16 protein-coding genes are annotated in these 18,385 nt (G+C 47.9%); 8 read left to right on the top strand and 8 right to left on the bottom strand.

The features are described 5' to 3' along the window. Window positions 1–6 precede the first annotated feature (6 nt). Entirely contained in the window at window positions 7–960 is a 954-nt protein-coding gene (locus tag NDI33_RS22045) for a YihY/virulence factor BrkB family protein (protein ID WP_190428667.1), read from the bottom strand. A 151-nt stretch (window positions 961–1,111) separates the two neighbouring features. On the opposite strand from NDI33_RS22045, the gene NDI33_RS22050 reads away from it, so the two are divergent. Beyond that, on the top strand, window positions 1,112–1,690 hold the full coding sequence (locus NDI33_RS22050; protein WP_199292084.1) for a hypothetical protein: 579 nt from the start codon (window positions 1,112–1,114) through the stop codon (window positions 1,688–1,690). A gap of 94 nt (window positions 1,691–1,784) precedes the next feature. On the opposite strand, the gene thrC is transcribed toward NDI33_RS22050, so the two are convergent. From thrC to rimO, 3 genes are all read right to left on the bottom strand, one after another. Then, window positions 1,785–2,939: a threonine synthase gene (gene thrC / locus NDI33_RS22055; RefSeq protein WP_190672610.1), complete on the bottom strand. Its 1,155-nt coding sequence runs from the start codon at window positions 2,937–2,939 to the stop codon at window positions 1,785–1,787. A 145-nt stretch (window positions 2,940–3,084) separates the two neighbouring features. After that, on the bottom strand, window positions 3,085–4,518 hold the full coding sequence (locus NDI33_RS22060) for a DEAD/DEAH box helicase (protein WP_190672613.1): 1,434 nt from the start codon (window positions 4,516–4,518) through the stop codon (window positions 3,085–3,087). 128 nt (window positions 4,519–4,646) lie between these two features. Next, window positions 4,647–5,972 carry a 30S ribosomal protein S12 methylthiotransferase RimO gene (gene rimO, locus NDI33_RS22065; protein ID WP_190428665.1) on the bottom strand — a complete coding sequence of 442 codons (1,326 nt, stop codon included), beginning with the start codon at window positions 5,970–5,972 and terminating at the stop codon, window positions 4,647–4,649. Window positions 5,973–6,311: 339 nt separating this feature from the next. Here rimO and btpA point away from each other — a divergent pair, with 339 nt between their 5' ends. The 3 genes from btpA (at window position 6,312) to NDI33_RS22080 (ending at window position 10,778) form a co-directional block, all read left to right on the top strand. Beyond that, window positions 6,312–7,154 (top strand): photosystem I biogenesis protein BtpA, encoded by an 843-nt coding sequence (gene btpA / locus NDI33_RS22070; RefSeq protein ID WP_190415113.1) that lies wholly within the window; start codon window positions 6,312–6,314, stop codon window positions 7,152–7,154. A 163-nt stretch (window positions 7,155–7,317) separates the two neighbouring features. Then, window positions 7,318–8,262 carry a vitamin K epoxide reductase family protein gene (locus NDI33_RS22075; RefSeq protein WP_190415114.1) on the top strand — a complete coding sequence of 315 codons (945 nt, stop codon included), beginning with the start codon at window positions 7,318–7,320 and terminating at the stop codon, window positions 8,260–8,262. Between the two features lie 359 nt (window positions 8,263–8,621). Continuing rightward, window positions 8,622–10,778 carry a CHASE2 domain-containing protein gene (locus NDI33_RS22080; protein ID WP_190672617.1) on the top strand — a complete coding sequence of 719 codons (2,157 nt, stop codon included), beginning with the start codon at window positions 8,622–8,624 and terminating at the stop codon, window positions 10,776–10,778. 173 nt (window positions 10,779–10,951) lie between these two features. On the opposite strand, the gene NDI33_RS22085 is transcribed toward NDI33_RS22080, so the two are convergent. Next, entirely contained in the window at window positions 10,952–11,182 is a 231-nt protein-coding gene (locus tag NDI33_RS22085) for a hypothetical protein (RefSeq protein ID WP_190672620.1), read from the bottom strand. A gap of 98 nt (window positions 11,183–11,280) precedes the next feature. Here NDI33_RS22085 and nuoB point away from each other — a divergent pair, with 98 nt between their 5' ends. Further along, window positions 11,281–12,021 (top strand): NADH-quinone oxidoreductase subunit NuoB, encoded by a 741-nt coding sequence (gene nuoB, locus NDI33_RS22090; protein WP_190672623.1) that lies wholly within the window; start codon window positions 11,281–11,283, stop codon window positions 12,019–12,021. 39 nt (window positions 12,022–12,060) lie between these two features. Next, the gene (locus NDI33_RS22095; protein WP_190672626.1) at window positions 12,061–13,326 is read left to right on the top strand and encodes an FAD-dependent oxidoreductase; all 1,266 of its coding nucleotides are present in this window, start codon (window positions 12,061–12,063) and stop codon (window positions 13,324–13,326) included. A 120-nt stretch (window positions 13,327–13,446) separates the two neighbouring features. Here NDI33_RS22095 and NDI33_RS22100 read toward each other — a convergent pair whose 3' ends face one another. From NDI33_RS22100 to NDI33_RS22110, 3 genes are all read right to left on the bottom strand, one after another. Beyond that, a complete protein-coding gene (locus NDI33_RS22100; protein WP_190672629.1) occupies window positions 13,447–14,511 on the bottom strand; it encodes a DUF3466 family protein in 1,065 nt (354 codons plus the stop codon). A gap of 124 nt (window positions 14,512–14,635) precedes the next feature. Beyond that, window positions 14,636–16,474 (bottom strand): ABC transporter ATP-binding protein, encoded by a 1,839-nt coding sequence (locus NDI33_RS22105; RefSeq protein WP_190672632.1) that lies wholly within the window; start codon window positions 16,472–16,474, stop codon window positions 14,636–14,638. Between the two features lie 19 nt (window positions 16,475–16,493). After that, the gene (locus tag NDI33_RS22110; protein ID WP_190672635.1) at window positions 16,494–17,225 is read right to left on the bottom strand and encodes a Nif3-like dinuclear metal center hexameric protein; all 732 of its coding nucleotides are present in this window, start codon (window positions 17,223–17,225) and stop codon (window positions 16,494–16,496) included. A 75-nt stretch (window positions 17,226–17,300) separates the two neighbouring features. Here NDI33_RS22110 and NDI33_RS22115 point away from each other — a divergent pair, with 75 nt between their 5' ends. Beyond that, on the top strand, window positions 17,301–17,468 hold the full coding sequence (locus tag NDI33_RS22115) for a hypothetical protein (RefSeq protein WP_242033001.1): 168 nt from the start codon (window positions 17,301–17,303) through the stop codon (window positions 17,466–17,468). Between the two features lie 86 nt (window positions 17,469–17,554). Continuing rightward, window positions 17,555–18,187, top strand: a complete 633-nt coding sequence (locus NDI33_RS22120; protein WP_190672638.1) for a hypothetical protein — start codon at window positions 17,555–17,557, stop codon at window positions 18,185–18,187. The last annotated feature ends 198 nt before the right edge of the window (window positions 18,188–18,385 follow it).

Consider the following 18,385-nt stretch of genomic DNA (forward strand, 5'->3'; position numbering starts at 1 on the left):
CTCAATTTACCCAGCTTTTGATTCTGGTGCCGACTCAGCCTCTAAAGAGGCTAGTTTCGCCTTGCTGTGATGCCGCATAGATTCTCCCACCGTAACGTTTAACTGATCGCCAATCAGCAGTACTAGAGAACTCATATACAGCCATAGCATTAAAACAATAACGGCACCTACTGCACCATAGGCTTTGTTGTAATTACCAAAGTTAGAGACGTAAAGCCGAAACAAAGCTGATATAATCGCCCAGGATACAGCCGCTACCATTGCTCCTGGCATAATCGGGGTTCCAGCAACCCAGCGGCTAGGACCATAGCGATAGATAAAAGCAAAGGCTGAGGCGACAATGCCTAATGCCAAAGGCCAGCTAAAAAGCCGCCAAATACTTAACAATTCCAATAATCCACTTTGGCTGATTAATAGCTTCACAATCAGGTCGCTAATAAATACTAAAAAGGAAGCAATAATCAGCAGGACAATGGTACCAATTGTTAGAGCGATAGAAATTAATTTGGCTTTCCAAAAGGGTCGGGTTTGTTCTAGCGGAATCTGATGGATTTGATCGAGAGCGGTCATGGCGGCACTCAGCGCCCCAGAAGACGCCCAAATAGCTGCAACAAAACTGAGGGAAAACAGCCCTTGATTTTGCGATTGACTGATTTCGCGCGCAAAACCTTCAATAAGGAAAAGAGCTTCTTGAGGAGCAATTTCACTCAATTGCTTAGCTAACCCTTCAAAAGTGTCTGATGAGGATTGAAACAGGCCAATTGCGGTCAAGATTGCCAAAATGGCTGGAAACAAAGCTAACATGGCGTTGTAGGCCATTTCTGCCGAAAGTCCTGTTAACCGCCGTTGGGCTACGCGCTGGAAGGTTTTCTTTAAAGTCGCCCAGCTGAGATGTCGAAAGAAACGGAAAAAACGGATTGAGGAGCCTCTAAGAGCAGCATAGGCTAAGAACGAGCGCATTATTGTTTGATTCCGTATACAACGTTTTCTATACTGTGCCAAATCAACTACTAAGGTTACAGGGGTTTTGTAAAACTATCGATAGTGTCTATGACAAATCGGCAAATTTTGTTAAAAATTGATCGTTGTAACCGATGAGGAGTCGTTATTAATGGCCCACGAGGTAGCGCAGTGGTTGGCTGAAATTAAGACCCTGAAACAGCAGCTAGCAGAGTTAGAGCGCGATCGCGATGCGGCTTTGGAAAGTGCGGCAAACTGGCGTCAACTGTATAACACAGAAGCGCAGCAACGCCGAACTGAGGCAAAGCTAGCTCAACAACAGATTGAAAAGCTCAAAAGTCAACTACGGCAACTCCAGAGTTCACCACAACCCACAGAGGACGATCCGGGTGCTATGGAGGCAATTCGTGCAGAAGTAGAACAACTAGAAAATTTGGAGGAGTTGAAAGCGAAACTAACCGAGGCGATGGTTGAGCGCGATCGCCTTACCCAGGCTTTAAAATCTGAGCAGACCAATCATGCACAAACCCGCAGAAGTTTAACGACTGCGATTGGGGATACCCTCGATCGACTTAGTCGGGAGCGCATAACCCGCCAACCAGCGGCATCAGGCCAATCAGCTCCGCGCGGTCAGTGGGTAGGAGTAAGTACTCAAGCTAGCAAAAACAATAAACAAACCCCTCCGTCTTCACAAGAAGAGGAGGGGCGCAATCCCGGCTCAAAAGCTTAAAAGGTGTAAAGTTCCCTCCTTAACCACCGCAATAAGGAAGGTTTGGAGGGAGCGCACACTTCAGAAATAATCTAATGAAACTGAGCCTAACTGCTCAAAATCCCATTACCTGAGCCACGGTCGCTAAATCTGGCTCAATTCCCTGTTTAAACGAATTTTCGCTATGTTTAATTGCCGTATCTGGGTCTTTTAAACCATTCCCGGTCAAGACGCACACCACAGTAGCACCTGTGGGCACTTGATCTTTTACTTTCAATAACCCAGCGACGGAAGCCGCACTAGCCGGTTCGCAGAAAATACCTTCTTCGGATGCCAAGAGACGATAGGCTTCTAGAATTTCGGCATCTGTTACCGCATTAAACTGACCCATGCTGGCTTGTTGCGTAGCGATCGCTCGTTCCCAATTGGCAGGATTTCCGATGCGAATAGCGGTTGCCAGGGTTTCTGGATTCGGCACCGCCTGACCTGTAACCAGAGGAGATGCGCCAGACGCTTGAAATCCCATCATTCGGGGCAAGCGATCGCATTTCCCTTCCTGATGGTATTGACAAAATCCCATCCAGTATGCAGTTATATTTCCGGCATTCCCTACGGGGATGCACAGCCAATCGGGAGCATTCCCTAACGCTTCTACCACTTCAAAAGCAGCAGTTTTTTGTCCTTCTAAGCGATAGGGATTTACCGAGTTCACCAGCGTGACGGGGTAATTTTCTGCCATCTCCCGCACAATTTCGAGCGCCCGGTCAAAATTTCCTTTAATTGCCAGAACTTCTGCCCCATACAGCAACGCCTGAGCTAACTTGCCTAGCGCCACGTAGCCATCGGGAATCAATACAAACGCTCGCATTCCGCCCCGACGGGCATAGGCAGCAGCAGCGGCTGAAGTGTTGCCGGTACTGGCGCAAATGACGGCTTTGGCACCGGCTTCTTTTGCCTTAGAAATTGCCATCGTCATCCCCCGGTCTTTAAAGCTACCAGTAGGGTTGAGACCGTCATACTTCACCAACACGCGCACCTGTTTACCCACAATCTGAGAGATCGCGGGAACCGGGATCAATGGGGTATTGCCCTCCAGCAGTGTTACGACCGGCGTTGTGTCCGTCACCGGCAGATATTGCCGGTATGCCTCAATCAGTCCAGGCCAGGACTGCCGTCCAACAGGGTTACTTAGGGCAGGAGAATTCGCAGCAGATACAGTTAAAGCCACAGGAGTCAGAGAGGGGAAAGGGATTGTTAAAGTGGGTTCCATCCAGAGTTTGTCTATAAAAAACCGACCCTTGAACTAAACCCACTCTTCTCAAAATGGAGAGGGGAGACGGGGAGAAGCTCACCCCTGTCATTTATTCTCTCTCCTTCAACAGAAGCTAGAAGAAATTTTCGTTTCCTACGCTACTTTAGTTGCGAATTTCTTCAGGCTTTTGCCTTCTGACTTCTGTGTTCTCGCTTTTCGCTTCTGGTTTGGGACGCTTGATCAGCTTTGGCTTACTAGAGATTCCCCGATCGTCCATTGCTGTCTCTTGTTCGCTGGACATCCAAGAGGGACGAGTTTGGTCGTACACCATTTGCAGTGCTGCTGCCGCGATCGCGTGGGCGTCGTATTCTTCACTCAATTGCGCCACGACAGGCAAGAATGAAGCCATACGCTCTCCGCTCAATACTTCGCGTACTTGAGCTTGCAGTTTTTCCAGACGTCGTCCTTCAATCTCCGCTCGTGTGGGGATTTGGACAATTTTCAGGGTTTGTCGGACTTTGCGCTCAATTAGCACCAATTTCCGTCGATCCATTGGGTGAATCAGGGAAATGGCTGTTCCTGCGTTACCAGCGCGACCTGTACGCCCGATCCGGTGGATGTAGCTTTCCACGCTATCTGGCAGATCGTAGTTAATCACATGGCTCAGGTGGTCAACGTCTAAACCCCGCGCCGCAATATCGGTGGCGACTACCCAGCGCACTTGGTGCTGGCGGAACCTCATCAGCAGCCGTTCTCGGGCTTGTTGATTGAGGTCGCCGTGGTACTCGTCTACGCTGTGACCGGCAGCTTGCAGTTGGTTGGTCAGTTCCGCGGCTGTCTTGCGTGTCCGCACAAAGATTAGGGCAGATTCGGGATCTTCTAGTTCTAGGATGGGCAGCAAGGCGCGAGATTTTGACCAGCCGCGGGGCACCATGTACACCACCTGGTTAATCCGGGAGGGAGCGGCTTTGGGCTGCTCCACAGAGACGTTCATTGGCGATCGCAAGAACTTCGCAATCAATTTTTGAATGGTCGGCGGCATTGTCGCCGAGAAAAATGCCGTCTGACGCTCGGTGGGGACTTGCTTGAGGATGGTTTCTACATCGTCAATAAAGCCCATGCTCAACATTTCATCGGCTTCATCTAATACCAGCCAGTTGACTTGATCGAGCTTAAGCTCTCCCCGGTTGAGCAAATCAATCACCCGTCCTGGGGTTCCAACTACGATCTGAACGCCCTGTCTGAGGCGCTGGATCTGCCGGTCGATAGCTTGACCGCCATATACTGTCAGCACACCCAACCGCCGCTCGTTGCTAAAGCTGCGAATTGCCAGAGCAACTTGCTGAGCTAATTCCCGCGTCGGTGTCAAAATCAGCGATTGGACTGCGGGATTTTTAATGTCGATCCGTTCCAAAATCGGCAGCGAAAAAGCCGCTGTTTTTCCGGTTCCAGTTTGGGATTGTCCCACCACATCCCGACCAGCCAACAGATGAGGAATGGCTTGGGATTGAATTTGTGTGGGCGCAGTGAAGCCTAGTTTTTCTAGTTGCTGAATGCGAGCTTCTGAAAGGCCTAGGCTTGTGAACGAAAGGGTCATAATTTGTTGTTAGTTGTTAGTGTTCGAGAATTGTGAATTGCGAAGTATGAAGTTTTTAAGTATGAAGTTTGAAGTATGAATTAATATTTGCCTTAGTTCTTCAGCCTTCATTCTTGAGTTGTCATTCTTCATGCTTCGGGCTTGGCGACATGACCATACAGGTCGTAGATGTCAGTGCTTGTAATTTCCACCGATGCTATAGAACCTAATGGGACGTCGCCTTGGACGTAGACTAATCCGTCTACCTCCGGAGAAAATCGGGCAGATCGACCGATTAATTCCCCAGTTTCTGGATGTTCTTGCTCAATCAAGACATCAACCATCTTGCCGACACAAGCTTGATTTTTTCTCAAGGAAATTGGCTGCTGAACTTCCATCAAGGCATCCCTGCGGATATCCATGACTTCTTGGGGCAGTTGATTGGGCAAGGTGAAGGCAGGGGTGCCTTCTTCTGGAGAAAAAGTAAACACACCTACATGGTCAAATTCATGGCGCTGGACGAACTGTAGCAAGTGTGCAAAATGCTCTTCCGTTTCGCCAGGGAACCCGACAATGAAAGTGGTTCGCAGTACAGCATCAGGCAGAGCTGTTTTAATCCGCTCAATAATTTGGTCGTTTACCTGTCCCTGCCAAGGTCGGTTCATGGCGCGGAGAATTTCCGGGTGGGAGTGCTGTAACGGCAAATCCAAATAAGGCAATACGTTAGGAGTTTCCTGAATTGCTTCAATGACGGCTGGTGTTAAACCTGTGGGATAGGCATAGTGCATCCGAATCCACGGAATGTTAACCTTTCCCAACTCCCGTAGAAGTTCCGCCAGTTTCGGCTTCCCGTAAATATCCAGACCGTAGTTGGTAGTGATCTGGGAGATGAGAATTAACTCTTGGACTCCTTCCGAGGCTAGCTGATGGGCTTCGGCGACGATGGATTCAATGGAGCGCGATCGCTGATTTCCCCGGAGATGGGGAATAATGCAGAACGCGCAGCGGTAATCACATCCTTCCGCTACCCGCAGGTACGCGACACCTTCCGATGTCGTGCGGTAGCGAGGCGTTGTTTCATCGGCTATGTAGGTCGGCAGCTCTGAAACTTGCTTGACCCGTTCACCGCCTTCCACTCGTTGAACCACATCGACGATTTGGTGATAATCGCCGGTGCCCACCACGGCAACTGCTTCTGGCAATTCATCCAGCAGCTGCTCTTGGAAGTGCTGCGCCATGCAGCCTGTGATTACAATCTTTTTGTTCGCTTCCGCCAGTTCTACTAAGGTGCGGACAGACTCTGTCCTTGCAGCCTCAATAAAACTACATGTATTAACTATAACATATTCTGCTAATTCTTCATTACTGTCTACTTGGTACCCTGCCTGTACCAACAGACCTAACATATGTTCGGTATCAATACGGTTTTTTTCGCAGCCCAAGTGAGAAATTGCAATTGTTGGCTTATTGCCCATGCGGTTTAAATACGGCTAAAGAAATTCTGTTAGAAGCTGAAGCCAAAATATTATACCCTATTCTTGGCACAGCAGTGTACGACCCAGTGGGACGTGAGTGTCAAACTGGGAGGATCGGGTTTGGGTATGAAGATAGGAGTTGAGTCGTTGAAGAATCTATCTTCCACTCACCAACCAGAGTAGGGAACTGGATAGTGGTATCTACCCCTGTCTCCATTCTAGATAAAATTCTAGAATGGCATCATCCAAGATGCGATTCATTTCACTGCCATTTTTGCTGCTTGGAGGAGAATAACCGACAGGTGTAGCAAGAATTCGCCGGTGTTTTCAGGTAGACAAGTGGACTTAAATCAAATCTTCAAGACACCGAATCCCATCATTGGCGTGGTTCATCTTCTGCCGCTGCCGACATCTCCCCGCTGGGGAGGTAGCCTGAAAGCGGTTATCGATCGAGCTGAGCAGGAAGCGACCGCGCTATCTGCTGGAGGCGTGAACGGCATTATTGTGGAAAATTTCTTTGACGCCCCTTTTAGTAAAAACCAGGTAGATCCAGCGGTCGTTAGTGCAATGACACTGATTATCCAGCGGCTCATGAACTTGGTGACGTTACCTGTAGGCATTAATGTATTACGCAATGATGCCCATAGCGCGATCGCAATTGCATCCTGCGTCCACGCTCAGTTTATCCGCGTCAACGTCCTCACCGGGGTCATGGCAACTGACCAAGGGCTGATTGAGGGAGAGGCGCATCAATTGCTCCGTTACCGTCGGGAATTGGGCAGTAATGTAAAAATTTTGGCAGATGTCTTAGTCAAGCACGGTCGCCCTTTAGGTTCCCCAAATCTAACCACAGCAGTGCAAGAGACGATTGAGCGGGGTTTAGCAGATGGCGTCATTTTAAGTGGCTGGGCGACGGGTAGCCCTCCGAGTCTAGAAGACTTGGAACTAGCAACCGCCGCTGCCAACGGGACGCCCGTATTTATCGGCAGTGGTGCCAACTGGGAAAATATTTCTACGCTGATGCAAGCCGCAGATGGCGTGATTGTTTCCAGCTCTCTCAAGCGCCACGGGCGGATCGAGCAGCCCATTGACCCGATCCGGGTCAGCCAATTTGTGGAAGCAACCCGACGCAGCTTTGCGACCAAAGCGGAACCCAAGCCAGTTTCTTCGGTCACTTATTAGTTGTTAGTTGCAGTTGTTAGTTGTTAGTTTTTAGTTGTTGGTTTTCTAAATTAACTCCAAAAAACTAACATCTCAAAACTTTTTACTGAGTCCTCTAGCCTGCGATAATTTTGCTCTTCAGTTTTCGATTCTCACTTCTTAGCCCTCCTACCTCAGTTCTGACATGAGCCGCCGACGTTCTACTCCCTGGATTCATCGCTGGTCCCGTCTGCTGATTGCGGCGATCGCTATTTTAGGTGCCTTAGTGACAGGCTATCTAACCGTAGTCAAGCTAACAGGAGGCTCTGCTGCCTGTCCCACCAGCGGTTGCAATCAAGTCCTCTCCAGCCCCTACGCCACCGTATTTGGTGTTCCCTTAACTTTGTTTGGCTTGCTGGCTTATGTCAGCATGGTCGCTTTTGCCCTCGCTCCAATGGCAGCCAACCCAGTTGAAAAAAAAGATCTGCATTCTCAACTAGAAAACTGGACATGGTTGCTATTATTTGCCGGTGGCACCGCTATGACGGTTTTCAGCGGCTACTTGATGTATCTACTGGCATTTGAAATCAAAGCCGTTTGTCTCTACTGTCTTGCCTCCGCTTTCTTCTCCCTTAGCTTGTTAGTGCTGACCTTGATCGGTCGCGCTTGGGAGGACTGGGGACAACTCTTTTTTACCGGGATCGTCGTGGCAATGGTAGCCCTAGTTAGCACTCTGGGCGTCTATGCCACTGTGAAATCACCACTTGCTTCAGGGGGTGGCTCCGCTACCACCGGATCGCAAACCTTTCCCATTACCACCGCCTCTAGCTCCGCAGAAGTTGCTTTAGCGAAACATCTTGAAGCGGCAGGAGCAAAGATGTACGGCGCTTTCTGGTGTTCTCACTGCCACGATCAAAAGCAATTGTTTGGGAAAGAGGCATTCAGCCAAGTCAATTACGTTGAGTGTGCCGATCCCAATGCTCCACAAAAGCAGGCGGAAATCTGCCAAAAAGCGGGAATTCAAAGCTACCCCAGCTGGGAAGTCAACGGTAAATTGGTCGAGCCTGGTGTGAAATCTTTAGAAAAACTGGCTGATTTATCAGGTTATACAGGGCCTCGCAACTTTCAGAACTCCTTGCCGGGACTTTAAATTTGGGTGCCCTAGAAAATAGCGATGTCACCCAAAACGGAAAAAAAGATATTTGCCGTAGAAGTATTTGGCCTTTTCAGCAGTTGCTAAAATCAAAACCGAATACTTCTACGGCAAAATCTTTGGCATGATGGGGTATCGTTTCATCATCCAATTATTTAGCACTTTACGGATAGCCAAAACAGCGACAACGCTGCTGTCTTAGTATTGAAGAAAGGATAATCAGCAACTCTGATTTTGAAAAAGTCTCTCATTGACCAGACTTAAAGTTTGCACCGAGCCATCTACACATACTGAGGAAAGTTGTATCACGATGGTGTATACAACAAAATTGTTTGGATAACCCTGCAACCAGGTCGATGGTAAAAAAAAGTATATGGACAAGATTGAAGCAACAGCTTCAACAAGAGCGCCGAGTACCAATCGCTTCGTCGGCTGTTGCAAGCTGCATCATTATCCTGCGGATGGCTGGACTGTTTCAATCCTGGGAGTTGGCAGCCTTAGACCAGATGTTTCTTTTGCGTTCTTCAGAACCAATAGACGAGCGCATAGTGATTGTCGAAATTAACGAAAAAGACTTAAAGCACGTAGGACAATGGCCCATTCCTGACGCAGTCATGGCAACTTTAGTACAAAAACTAAATGCCTTTGAGCCACGAGCGATTGGTCTGGATATTTATCGCGATCTCCCAGTACCACCCGGTCATGTAGAATTCATCAAAGCTGTTCAAACGATCCCTAACTTGATCGGAATTGAACTATTGAAGACTGAAAAAAGCTTGGGTGTTCCACCATCCCCAGTACTAAACCGTCTCCAGCAAGTTGGTTTTAATAATGTGGTCGTTGATGCTGATGGTAAGGTGCGTCGTAGCTTTTTATATGCACATGTAGATAACAAACTACATACAAGTTTTGCGCTCCAGTTGGCGTTGATTTATTTGAAGGAAAAGGGAATTACTCCTAGACCATCGCGCGTGAACCCTGATTACCTACAGCTAGGGAGGGGTGTCTTCCCAGTTTTTAAATCAAATGATGGGGCTTATGTAACGGCTGATTCCAAGGGTTATCAAATATTAGCTAACTTTAAGCAACCCAATAGCTTTCAGATTGTTTCAATGGTAGATGTTCTGGCAAACCGCGTACAACCCAGCCTTCTGCGCGATCGCATTGTTTTGATTGGTTCAACCGCACCCAGCCTCCAGGATTTTTTCTATACCCCTTACAGTAGCCGTCTCAACCTAGGCGCACAAAGGATTTCAGGTGTCGAACTCCAAGCCAATTTTACCAGTGCGCTCCTGAGCGCTGCTCTGGACGGACGTTCCTTAATCAACATCTGGCCCGATCTCGTAGAAGCCTTGTGGATTTTGGTTTGGTCGTGGATAGGTGCCTATATTAGTTGGCGATTGCGTCTCCCTAGAAAGTCTGGTCTCAGTATTTTAGCGGCTGGGGCTGGATTGCTCGGTATTTCCTACCTGGCCTTTCTCTTCGGTTGGTGGATACCGCTGATTCCTCCACTCCTGGGGCTTGTAGGGTCTGCGATCGCGATCGTGAGTCATCTGGCTTATTTGGAGGAGGAGTTAAAACGCTCTAAAGAGTTTTTGCAGAAGGTGATTAATACCATCCCCGATCCAATTTTTGTCAAAGACAAAGAACATCGTTGGATTATTTTAAATCAGGCATATTGCAAATTTATTGGTTATCCCCTAGAAACTTTACTTAAAAAGTCTGCTTATGAGTTTTTTCCTAAACATGAGGCTGAAGTTTTTTGGCAGAACAATGAGCAAGTGTTACAAGGTGGTGAGGAGCAAGAAAATGAAGAAGAATTTACGGATATCTTTGGTACAACTCACCTAATCGCTACCAAGCGATCGCTCCACAAAGATGCTGCCGGTAATATTTTTTTAGTTGGTGTCATCCGAGATATCACTGAACGCAAGCGGATAGAAGAAGAGTTGAAACGAACAGCAGAAGAGTTAATCCGTTCTAACGCTGAATTAAAGCTTTCAGAAGACCAGATGCGTCATCTGGCTTATCACGATCCACTGACTGGTCTACCTAACCGTAAACAATTCTATGAACGCATGGTTCAAGCTCTAGAATGGGGTAGTAGTAATAACCAGTTGTTTGCTCTTTTGTTTCTTGATCTGGATGGCTTTAAGCAGGTTAATGACACCCTCGGACATGACATGGGCGACCTGCTGTTACGGATGGTCGCTCAACGACTCACGGGTTGCTTGCGCGGCAGCGATACCGTCTCGCGTTTGGGTGGTGACGAATTTACAGTAATTTTACCTGCAATTAGTAGAGTTCAAGATGCTGCCAGAGTTGCAGAAAAGACTTTATCAACCCTATCTCAGCCTTTCATTCTCAACGGACAAACTATCTTCGTAACTGTCAGTATTGGTATTAGCATCTATCCTTTTAATGGGAACACTGTAGATACCTTAATTAAAAATGCAGACTCTGCTATGTACCGTGCCAAAGAACAGGGTCGCAATCGAGTTCAATTCTTCTGATACTATTTTCTTGAGGAGTTGCAGTTTACTCGTTGTTAATTAATAAAAATGCGCTTGCTCATTAGTTATGAAACAGTTGCTATTAAAGAATAACGAATTCATTAATCAATAAAGAAATTTAAAATTACTCGTAGTCTTTCTAAAAATATTGCCTCAAAAACTGTAGATGACCTCTACAACCGGGCAACCCTGTTCAGTCTATGGTCTATCCTGTTCAGGAGTGCTTTTGCCTTCATGGAAGGGACGTTCGCAGCCCGTTTTGATTTTGACTGGAGAATATTTAGAATCGCCCAGTCGGGTGAATGCACGCAAAGAATGAGTTGCAACGATAGGAATACAAGCTTCTGTTCTTCCCCAGCGATTTTAGAAACAGAAGCGATCGCCTCTAGTTGAACTGATTTCACGAGGTGTTCAAGATGAACGCAATTCCAACTTCTATGCGGATCGAGACCCACAACATTCTCGATGCAAGCGTTTATAGATTGAGCTAAAGGAGGAAAAGATGAATCCGACAGCAACCATTATTGAACCTGACAATCAAAAAACTCAGATTCTCAACCCCATTGAACGACCTGAGATTACCCATAGTCTTTCTGAAAATGTCGTTTTGACAACCGTAGACGATTTTTACAACTGGGCACGCCTCTCCAGCCTGTGGCCTATGATGTTTGGGACTGCCTGCTGCTTTATTGAAATGATGGGGATGTTTGCAGCCCGTTTTGATTTTGACAGATTTGGCTTGAAACCTTGGGCAAGTCCTCGTCAGGCTGACTTGATGATTACCGCAGGCACCATCACTATGAAAATGGCTCCAACATTGGTGCGCCTCTACGAACAAATGCCAGAACCCAAGTACGTGATTGCAATGGGTGCTTGCACGATTACTGGCGGGATGTTCAGCGCAGACTCACCAACGGCGGTGCGAGGAGTCGATAAGTTAATTCCCGTAGATGTTTATCTGCCGGGGTGTCCTCCCAGACCAGAAGCCGTGATTGATGCAATTATTAAACTGCGTAAGAAAATTGCCAATGACTCGATGCAGGAGCGAGCTATCATTGCTCAGACTCATCGATACTACAGCATTCGTCACCAGATGAAGGCAGTTTCGCCAGCCGTTACGGGTGAATATTTAGACTCCCCCAGTCGGGTGAATGCACCCAAAGAATTAGTTGCAACGATGGGAATGCAAGCCTCTGTTCTTTCCCAGCCGATTTTAGAAACAGAAGAGATCGCCTCTAGTTGAACTGATTTCAAGTTGAACTGATTTCACGAGGTGTTCAAGATGAACGCAATTCCAACTACTCCGCAGACCGAGATCCCCGCCACGACCCACGATATTCTTGATGTACAGCAAACACACTGCTGCATTGTCGGTGGAGGGCCTGCGGGGGCTGTCCTAGCGCTTCTCCTAGCCCGTCAAGGCATCCCAGTGATGTTGCTGGAGGTACACAAAGATTTCGACCGCGATTTTCGGGGAGACACGCTTCATCCATCGGTGATGGAAATCATGGATAAACTCGGTTTGGCAGATCGCTTGTTGCAGATGCGTCACACAAAGGTTCCCAGTCTTACTCTGAAAACGACCGAGGGGCCGATTCGATTTGTTGACCTCAGCCACTTGAAGACGAAGTACCCCTACATCACCATGCTTCCCCAGGTAGATTTCCTGCAATTCATTACTGAAGAAGCGAAACGCTATCCAAATTTTCAGCTGGTGATGGGAGCGAACGTACAGGAGTTGATTGAAGAAAATGGGGTCATCCAGGGTGTACGCTACCGGGGACACGGCGGCTGGCATGAAGTCCGATGTCAAGTGACCATTGGCGCAGACGGACGCTTCTCTCGCATCCGCCAATTAGCCGGGATGGAACCGATCAAGACTTCGCCGCCAATGGATGTGCTTTGGTTCCGCTTACCTCGCAAAGCGGACGATCCCGAAGAAACAATGGGGCGCGTTGCTGGCGGTCATCTTTTGGTTCTGCTGAACCGCTTTGATTATTGGCAGGTTGGCTATGTGATTCCTAAGGGTAGCTATCAACAGTTGCGGGAAGCGGGTTTAGAAACTTTGCGTCAGTCTGTAGCTGAGATATCACCCCTGTTTGCAGACCGGATGCAAGAATTACATGATTGGAGCCAAGTGGCGCTGCTTACCGTCGAGTCTAGCCGCGTCAAGCGTTGGTATCGCCCTGGTTTGCTGCTGATTGGCGATGCGGCTCACGTCATGTCGCCAGTTGGTGGAGTTGGCATTAACTACGCGATTCAGGATGCAGTGGTCGCTGCAAATGTGCTGAGTGAGCCGCTGAAAAAAGGACAGTTGCAAGAAAGCGACTTGGTGAAAGTACAGCGCCAACGGGAGTTGCCGACGCGGATTATCCAAGCCTTTCAGTCTTTGGTTCAGCAGCGGGTTATTGCGAGGGCGATTGACTCGACCCAGACATTTAAGCCGCCATTCTTGCTTCGGTTACCGATTTTGCGCGATATCCCGGCGCGTGTAATTGCTTTTGGCGTCTGGCCTGTTCGCATCAAGAAAAACTTAGAAGCAACTTAGCTCCAATTGCACCAACTTAAAGACTTGTAGCAAAGTACACAGAGAGAAGAGAATTTCACGTTTTCAACGCTTTTTTCAAAGGCATTAAGGGAATTTTTGCGGACAAGCCGTGAAACGGCATTAACGTGTAAAGGGTGTTAACTGGAAAGCTTGGGTTTTGCCGTTATAAGTACCAATGCCGACAATGACTCCGCGATCGCTAATGTCGGTGGCACTGGTTAAATCCCAACCCGAATTAGCTGGAATGACGTGATTTAGGTCAATCATGCGATCGCCACTGTAAAGAAAGGCGCGGGGGATGCGGCTGGCATTCTCTGCTTCACCGACCACTTGCCCCTGATTGTTGATACTGTGAGCAATGCTGCTTTGTCCCCCTAAAGTTCCGAGGTCAAGCATCTTGCCATTGTTGTAGAGGAAGGCTTGAGGTTGATGATTCGCGGTGTGTGCCACACCAACTATCTGACCTTGGTTGTTGATACTGTTAGCGGTGCTGCTTTGTCCGCCTAACGTACCGAGGTCAGTTTTTTGACTGCCGCTGTAGAGGAAAGCTTTGGGAATGCGATCGCTATTTTCTGCGGAACCAACGACTTGCCCGTTTTCATTGATGTCATTCGCGTAGCTATTCGCGCCCCCGAAGGTGCCGAGGTCAATCTTCTTGCCCTCGCTGTACAGGAAGGCGTGCGCTTGCGCGTTGCGAGTATCAGCAAACCCGACAACCTGACCTTTACCATTGATACTTCTAGCATCGCTGCTTTTACCCCCAAGGGTGCCGAGGTCAATTGTCTTGCCATTTTCGTACAAAAAGGCGCGATAGTTGTCATCAGTAAAGGTCATTACACCGACGATTTCCCCGTTCTCATTGATACTCGTAGCGGCGTTGTAGCGGCTATCCAGACTATTGATTTCGGTCATGTTGCCATCACGATAGATGAAGGCCTTTTGGGTACTATCGTTCGGGTTAAAAAAGCCAACCACTTGACCGTTGTTATTAATTTTTTTGGCAACGCTGGCACGGCTATTGAGGGTATCAAGATTGGCGATGTTGTAGCGTTGATTTACAGGAATTTGTGTCTGCGATTGCTGTGCCTTGCCTGATGACTCAAGGGTAACGCGGACAGCAAAAATTAATCCACCGAGTGCTGTAATAATACCTAAAATAGCGATCGCTTTATGAGTGAAATTCATTATTCCGCGATACCTGAAAAATCCAAGGGAAAGGCAAATATTGGTTGTGCCTGTTCTCCTCGACTAGCGATCGCTCGCGATAGTTGCTAATTCGATCGGAATCCCCCAATCGGATTAGTCATTTCTACTGGTATCCCGCTGCTTGCAACGTGAACAACCGCGCGTAGCGTCCTCCAGCTTTCAATAACTCCTCGTGACTTCCTTGTTCTATCACCTTTCCGGCTTCCAAAACTACAATCTTGTCAGCCATTCGCACCGTTGAGAAGCGGTGGGAAATGAGGAGAACCATCTGATTTTTTGTTACCGTCCGAAAGCGATCAAAAATCATCACTTCCGCTTCTGCGTCCATCGCCGCCGTTGGTTCATCCAATACCAAGATATCCGCTTTCGTTCGCATAAAAGCGCGAGAGAGGGCGATTTTTTGCCACTGACCGCCAGAAAGTTCCGTTCCTCCTTTAAACCATCGTCCTAACTGAGTCTGAAACCCGTCTGTCATCGTTTCGATAAAAGGTTTCGCCATGCCTTTTTCTGAGGCAATTTCCCAGTGTTTTTCGTCTTCTAAGTAGTTGACATCCCCAACGCCCACATTCTCTCCTACCTTGAACTGGTAGCGGACGAAGTTCTGGAAAATCACGCCAATCCGTCGGTGCAGCACCTCAATGTCCCATTCCGGCAAATCCAAGCCATCGAGTAAGATGCGCCCAGAATCGGGGGCGTACAATCGAGTTAACAGTTTAATTAGCGTGGTTTTTCCAGAACCGTTCTCTCCGACAATCGCTAGTTTTTCTCCTGGTTTCAGGTGTAACGAGACTCCATTTAAGGCGGGTTGAGGGCTTCCTGGGTAGGTGAAATAGACATTCTCGAAACGCACCCCATCATTCGGAAGTACACCCTGAGTTGCCATCCCCCAAGTTTTGGGGATGTCTTGTTCTAGAAACTCGTAGAGGTTGGAGAGATACAGGTTGTCTTCATACATTCCCCCAATGGAAGTCAGAGCGGCGGAGAAGGTAGACTGTCCTTGCCGAAACACCATCAAGTACATCGTCATGTCGCCGAGAGAAATCCGACCCGCAATCGCTTCTAGGACAATCCAGGCGTAGGCGACATAGAAGGCGGCGGTACTCAAACTCCCCAGCAAGTAACCCCAGAATCCTCGCCGTAACGTTAAATCCCGGTCTTCGCCGTACAGCCGCGAGAAGATATCTTGATAGCGTTGCAGCAACATCGGCCCCAACTGATACAATTTCACCTCTTTGGCGTAATCTTCCCGCGCAATCAGTGTTTCCAGGTAGTGTTGTTGGCGGGTTTCAGGCGATCGCCAGCGGAACAGGCGAAAAGCTTCCCCAGAAAAGCGCGTTTCGGCGATAAAGGCAGGCAAGGCGGCTATGACTAGGACGACCACTGCCCAAATGGAGAATTGCAGCAGCAAACCGCCGTAGGTAACCAGCGACAGGCCACTCTGAATTAAGCTGAAAGTCCGGCTGACTAGCGATAAGGGACGACTGGATGCTTCCATCCGCGCCCGATTCATCTTGTCGTAAAACTCGGAATCCTCAAAGTGCGTAAGGTTGAGTGTGAGTGCCTTTTCCAAAATTAAGACATTTACTCGCTGACCCAGCAACACTCGCAGCAAGGATTGACAAACGGATAAACCTCTTTGACTACCTGCCAACAACAGGACAGCGATCGCTTCTAATCCTACATAACCTAACGCTGTCCAGCGATCGCTTTGCAAGCCGGTTTGAGAAGCCAAAACGACCCCATCGACGATTAACTTGCTGACATAAGCAACAGCCCCTGGTAGCAAACCGGCAAGTAAGGTGAAAGCGGCAAGAACGATCGTGAGGATGCGGCTGGTAGTCCAGACTAAACTAATCGCGCGATCGCTATATCGGAAAACTGCTAAAGATTGGCGTAAACGTTGCCCAATCAATCTGAAGAGATTAAATTTCTGACGACTCATAATCTATTTATAACGTCGTCTAGGCATCAGAACGAGCAACTGTAATCGTCCCTAGAGGCGGTAAAACAACTTCTAGATTGAAGTAGCGATCGCGCAACACTCCCGCAAGCGATCGCAATCCCCATTCTTCACTCCGACGATGACCAACAGCAATAACGCGAATTCCGGTTTCTTCAACAGCCGCCGCTGCTAGCTGTCGCACCTGTCCGGTAATGTATAGATCGGCACCCCGCCCTACCGCCTCGCGGATTAGTGCATCGGTCATTGCCCCAACGACTGCGACTCGCTGGATGTCGCTTTCACTACTCGCAAGAGTTTTATCGTATCCGCCGAAGATTTCCCGAACGCGATCGCAGTAACTCACAAAACTCTGTGCAGCAATTTCCCCAATTGTACCGATCGGTCGTCCTTCCTTTTCACCCAACACCTTCAATGCAGACATCCCCAACACATCGGCAAGTCGAGGATTAAAACCCAGCGTCATTCGTTCGTCAAAAGCTAGATGATACGCCACCACCCCAACATCGGGTGCGAGTTGGCCCGCTTCCAGCTTCCAAGGACGATGTAAAAATAAAGCATCTATTCGTTGAGATTTTGCCCATTTTTCTAACCCCGCCCAAGGTTCTAAGGCTAATCCTATCCGACGAATCGGGCGCGTTGAAGGGTGATAAATGCCACCTTGGTCGTCCCCAAAGCGATGAACGGCAAAGAATCGATCTAAAAATTGTGCAATATCATCAATAACTATCATGCTCCCAGCCCGTGTAACTGTATTTGCGAGTGAATTTCACCTAAATCCGCACGAAATCTGACCCTAACATTGGAATTGGGTGAAAACAAAATTATCATAATTTGGCGGCTGGGCAGAGGAAAAGAAATTTGCACCCTCACAGGGCATTCAGAAATAGTTTTCTCTGTTGCTTTTAGTCCTGAGAAACAAATGTTAGTTAATGGTAGTAATGACAAGACGGCTATTATTTGGCGAGGTTATTAATGAAAGGGAAATGGCTAGTTCTACTGGAGGGCAAAGAATCCTATCTTAGGAATCTTACCGATTTACTTCGTTCACCCGAATGCAGTGTGATTAAAGAAGAGGGGAGTTATTACCTAAGTTCTTCACGCTTTGACTTGATAACAGATGAGGTTCAAGTGTGTGCCTGTGCCAATGAACTTTTGACGCGGATAAATGCAGCGGCAATGGTTTATTTTGGAGATGTTAAACCATTTACACTTGATGTCATTGTTCGAGTTGATGAAGACGGAAAGAGGAATCGAGAGTGTCTACTTTCAGCAACTTGGACTATTGAAGACTTCGGTTTCGATATCCAATGGGATGGAAGTGAGGACTTTTCCCAACACCCTAGCTACTTAGAAACTTGGATCAAAATTGCAGGTGCAGAGCCAGACGATAAAATAAAAAAAGTTTTTCGGATTTTAACTGAGCGTAAAGACTGGGTTAATCTTTACAAAGTTTACGAAGTCGTTCAAGAAGACGTTGGTAAAAGAATCACAGAAGATGGCTGGGCTACCAAAAAGAAGACAGAATGCTTCTCTCGGACGGCTCAGAGTCCTGGCGCGATTGGCGATGATGCACGTCACGGGGTTGAGAAGTCTGAGCCACCGAAGAATCCTATGTCCTTACTAGAAGCACAGCGTCTCATCATAGTAATTGTGAGAAAGTGGCTTGAGTGGAAATCCAAAGAACAGAAATAGTGTAGTAGAGACAACAACGCAATCGCCAACCCTGTTTTTGCTAGAAGGCAATCGCTCTCAACATCTCACGCTGAAATTTATAGCTAACGTGAGTTCGGGATAAAAAAGGGCGGAGCAGATACGCTGAAAGTGCTGAGTTCTCAAGTATCTACCCGCCCATGCTTAGTTTAGAAGCTTTGTTTTGCCACGTCGATGATT

Source organism: Trichocoleus sp. DQ-A1 (assembly GCF_039961955.1).
GTDB lineage: Bacteria > Cyanobacteriota > Cyanobacteriia > Cyanobacteriales > FACHB-T130 > FACHB-T130.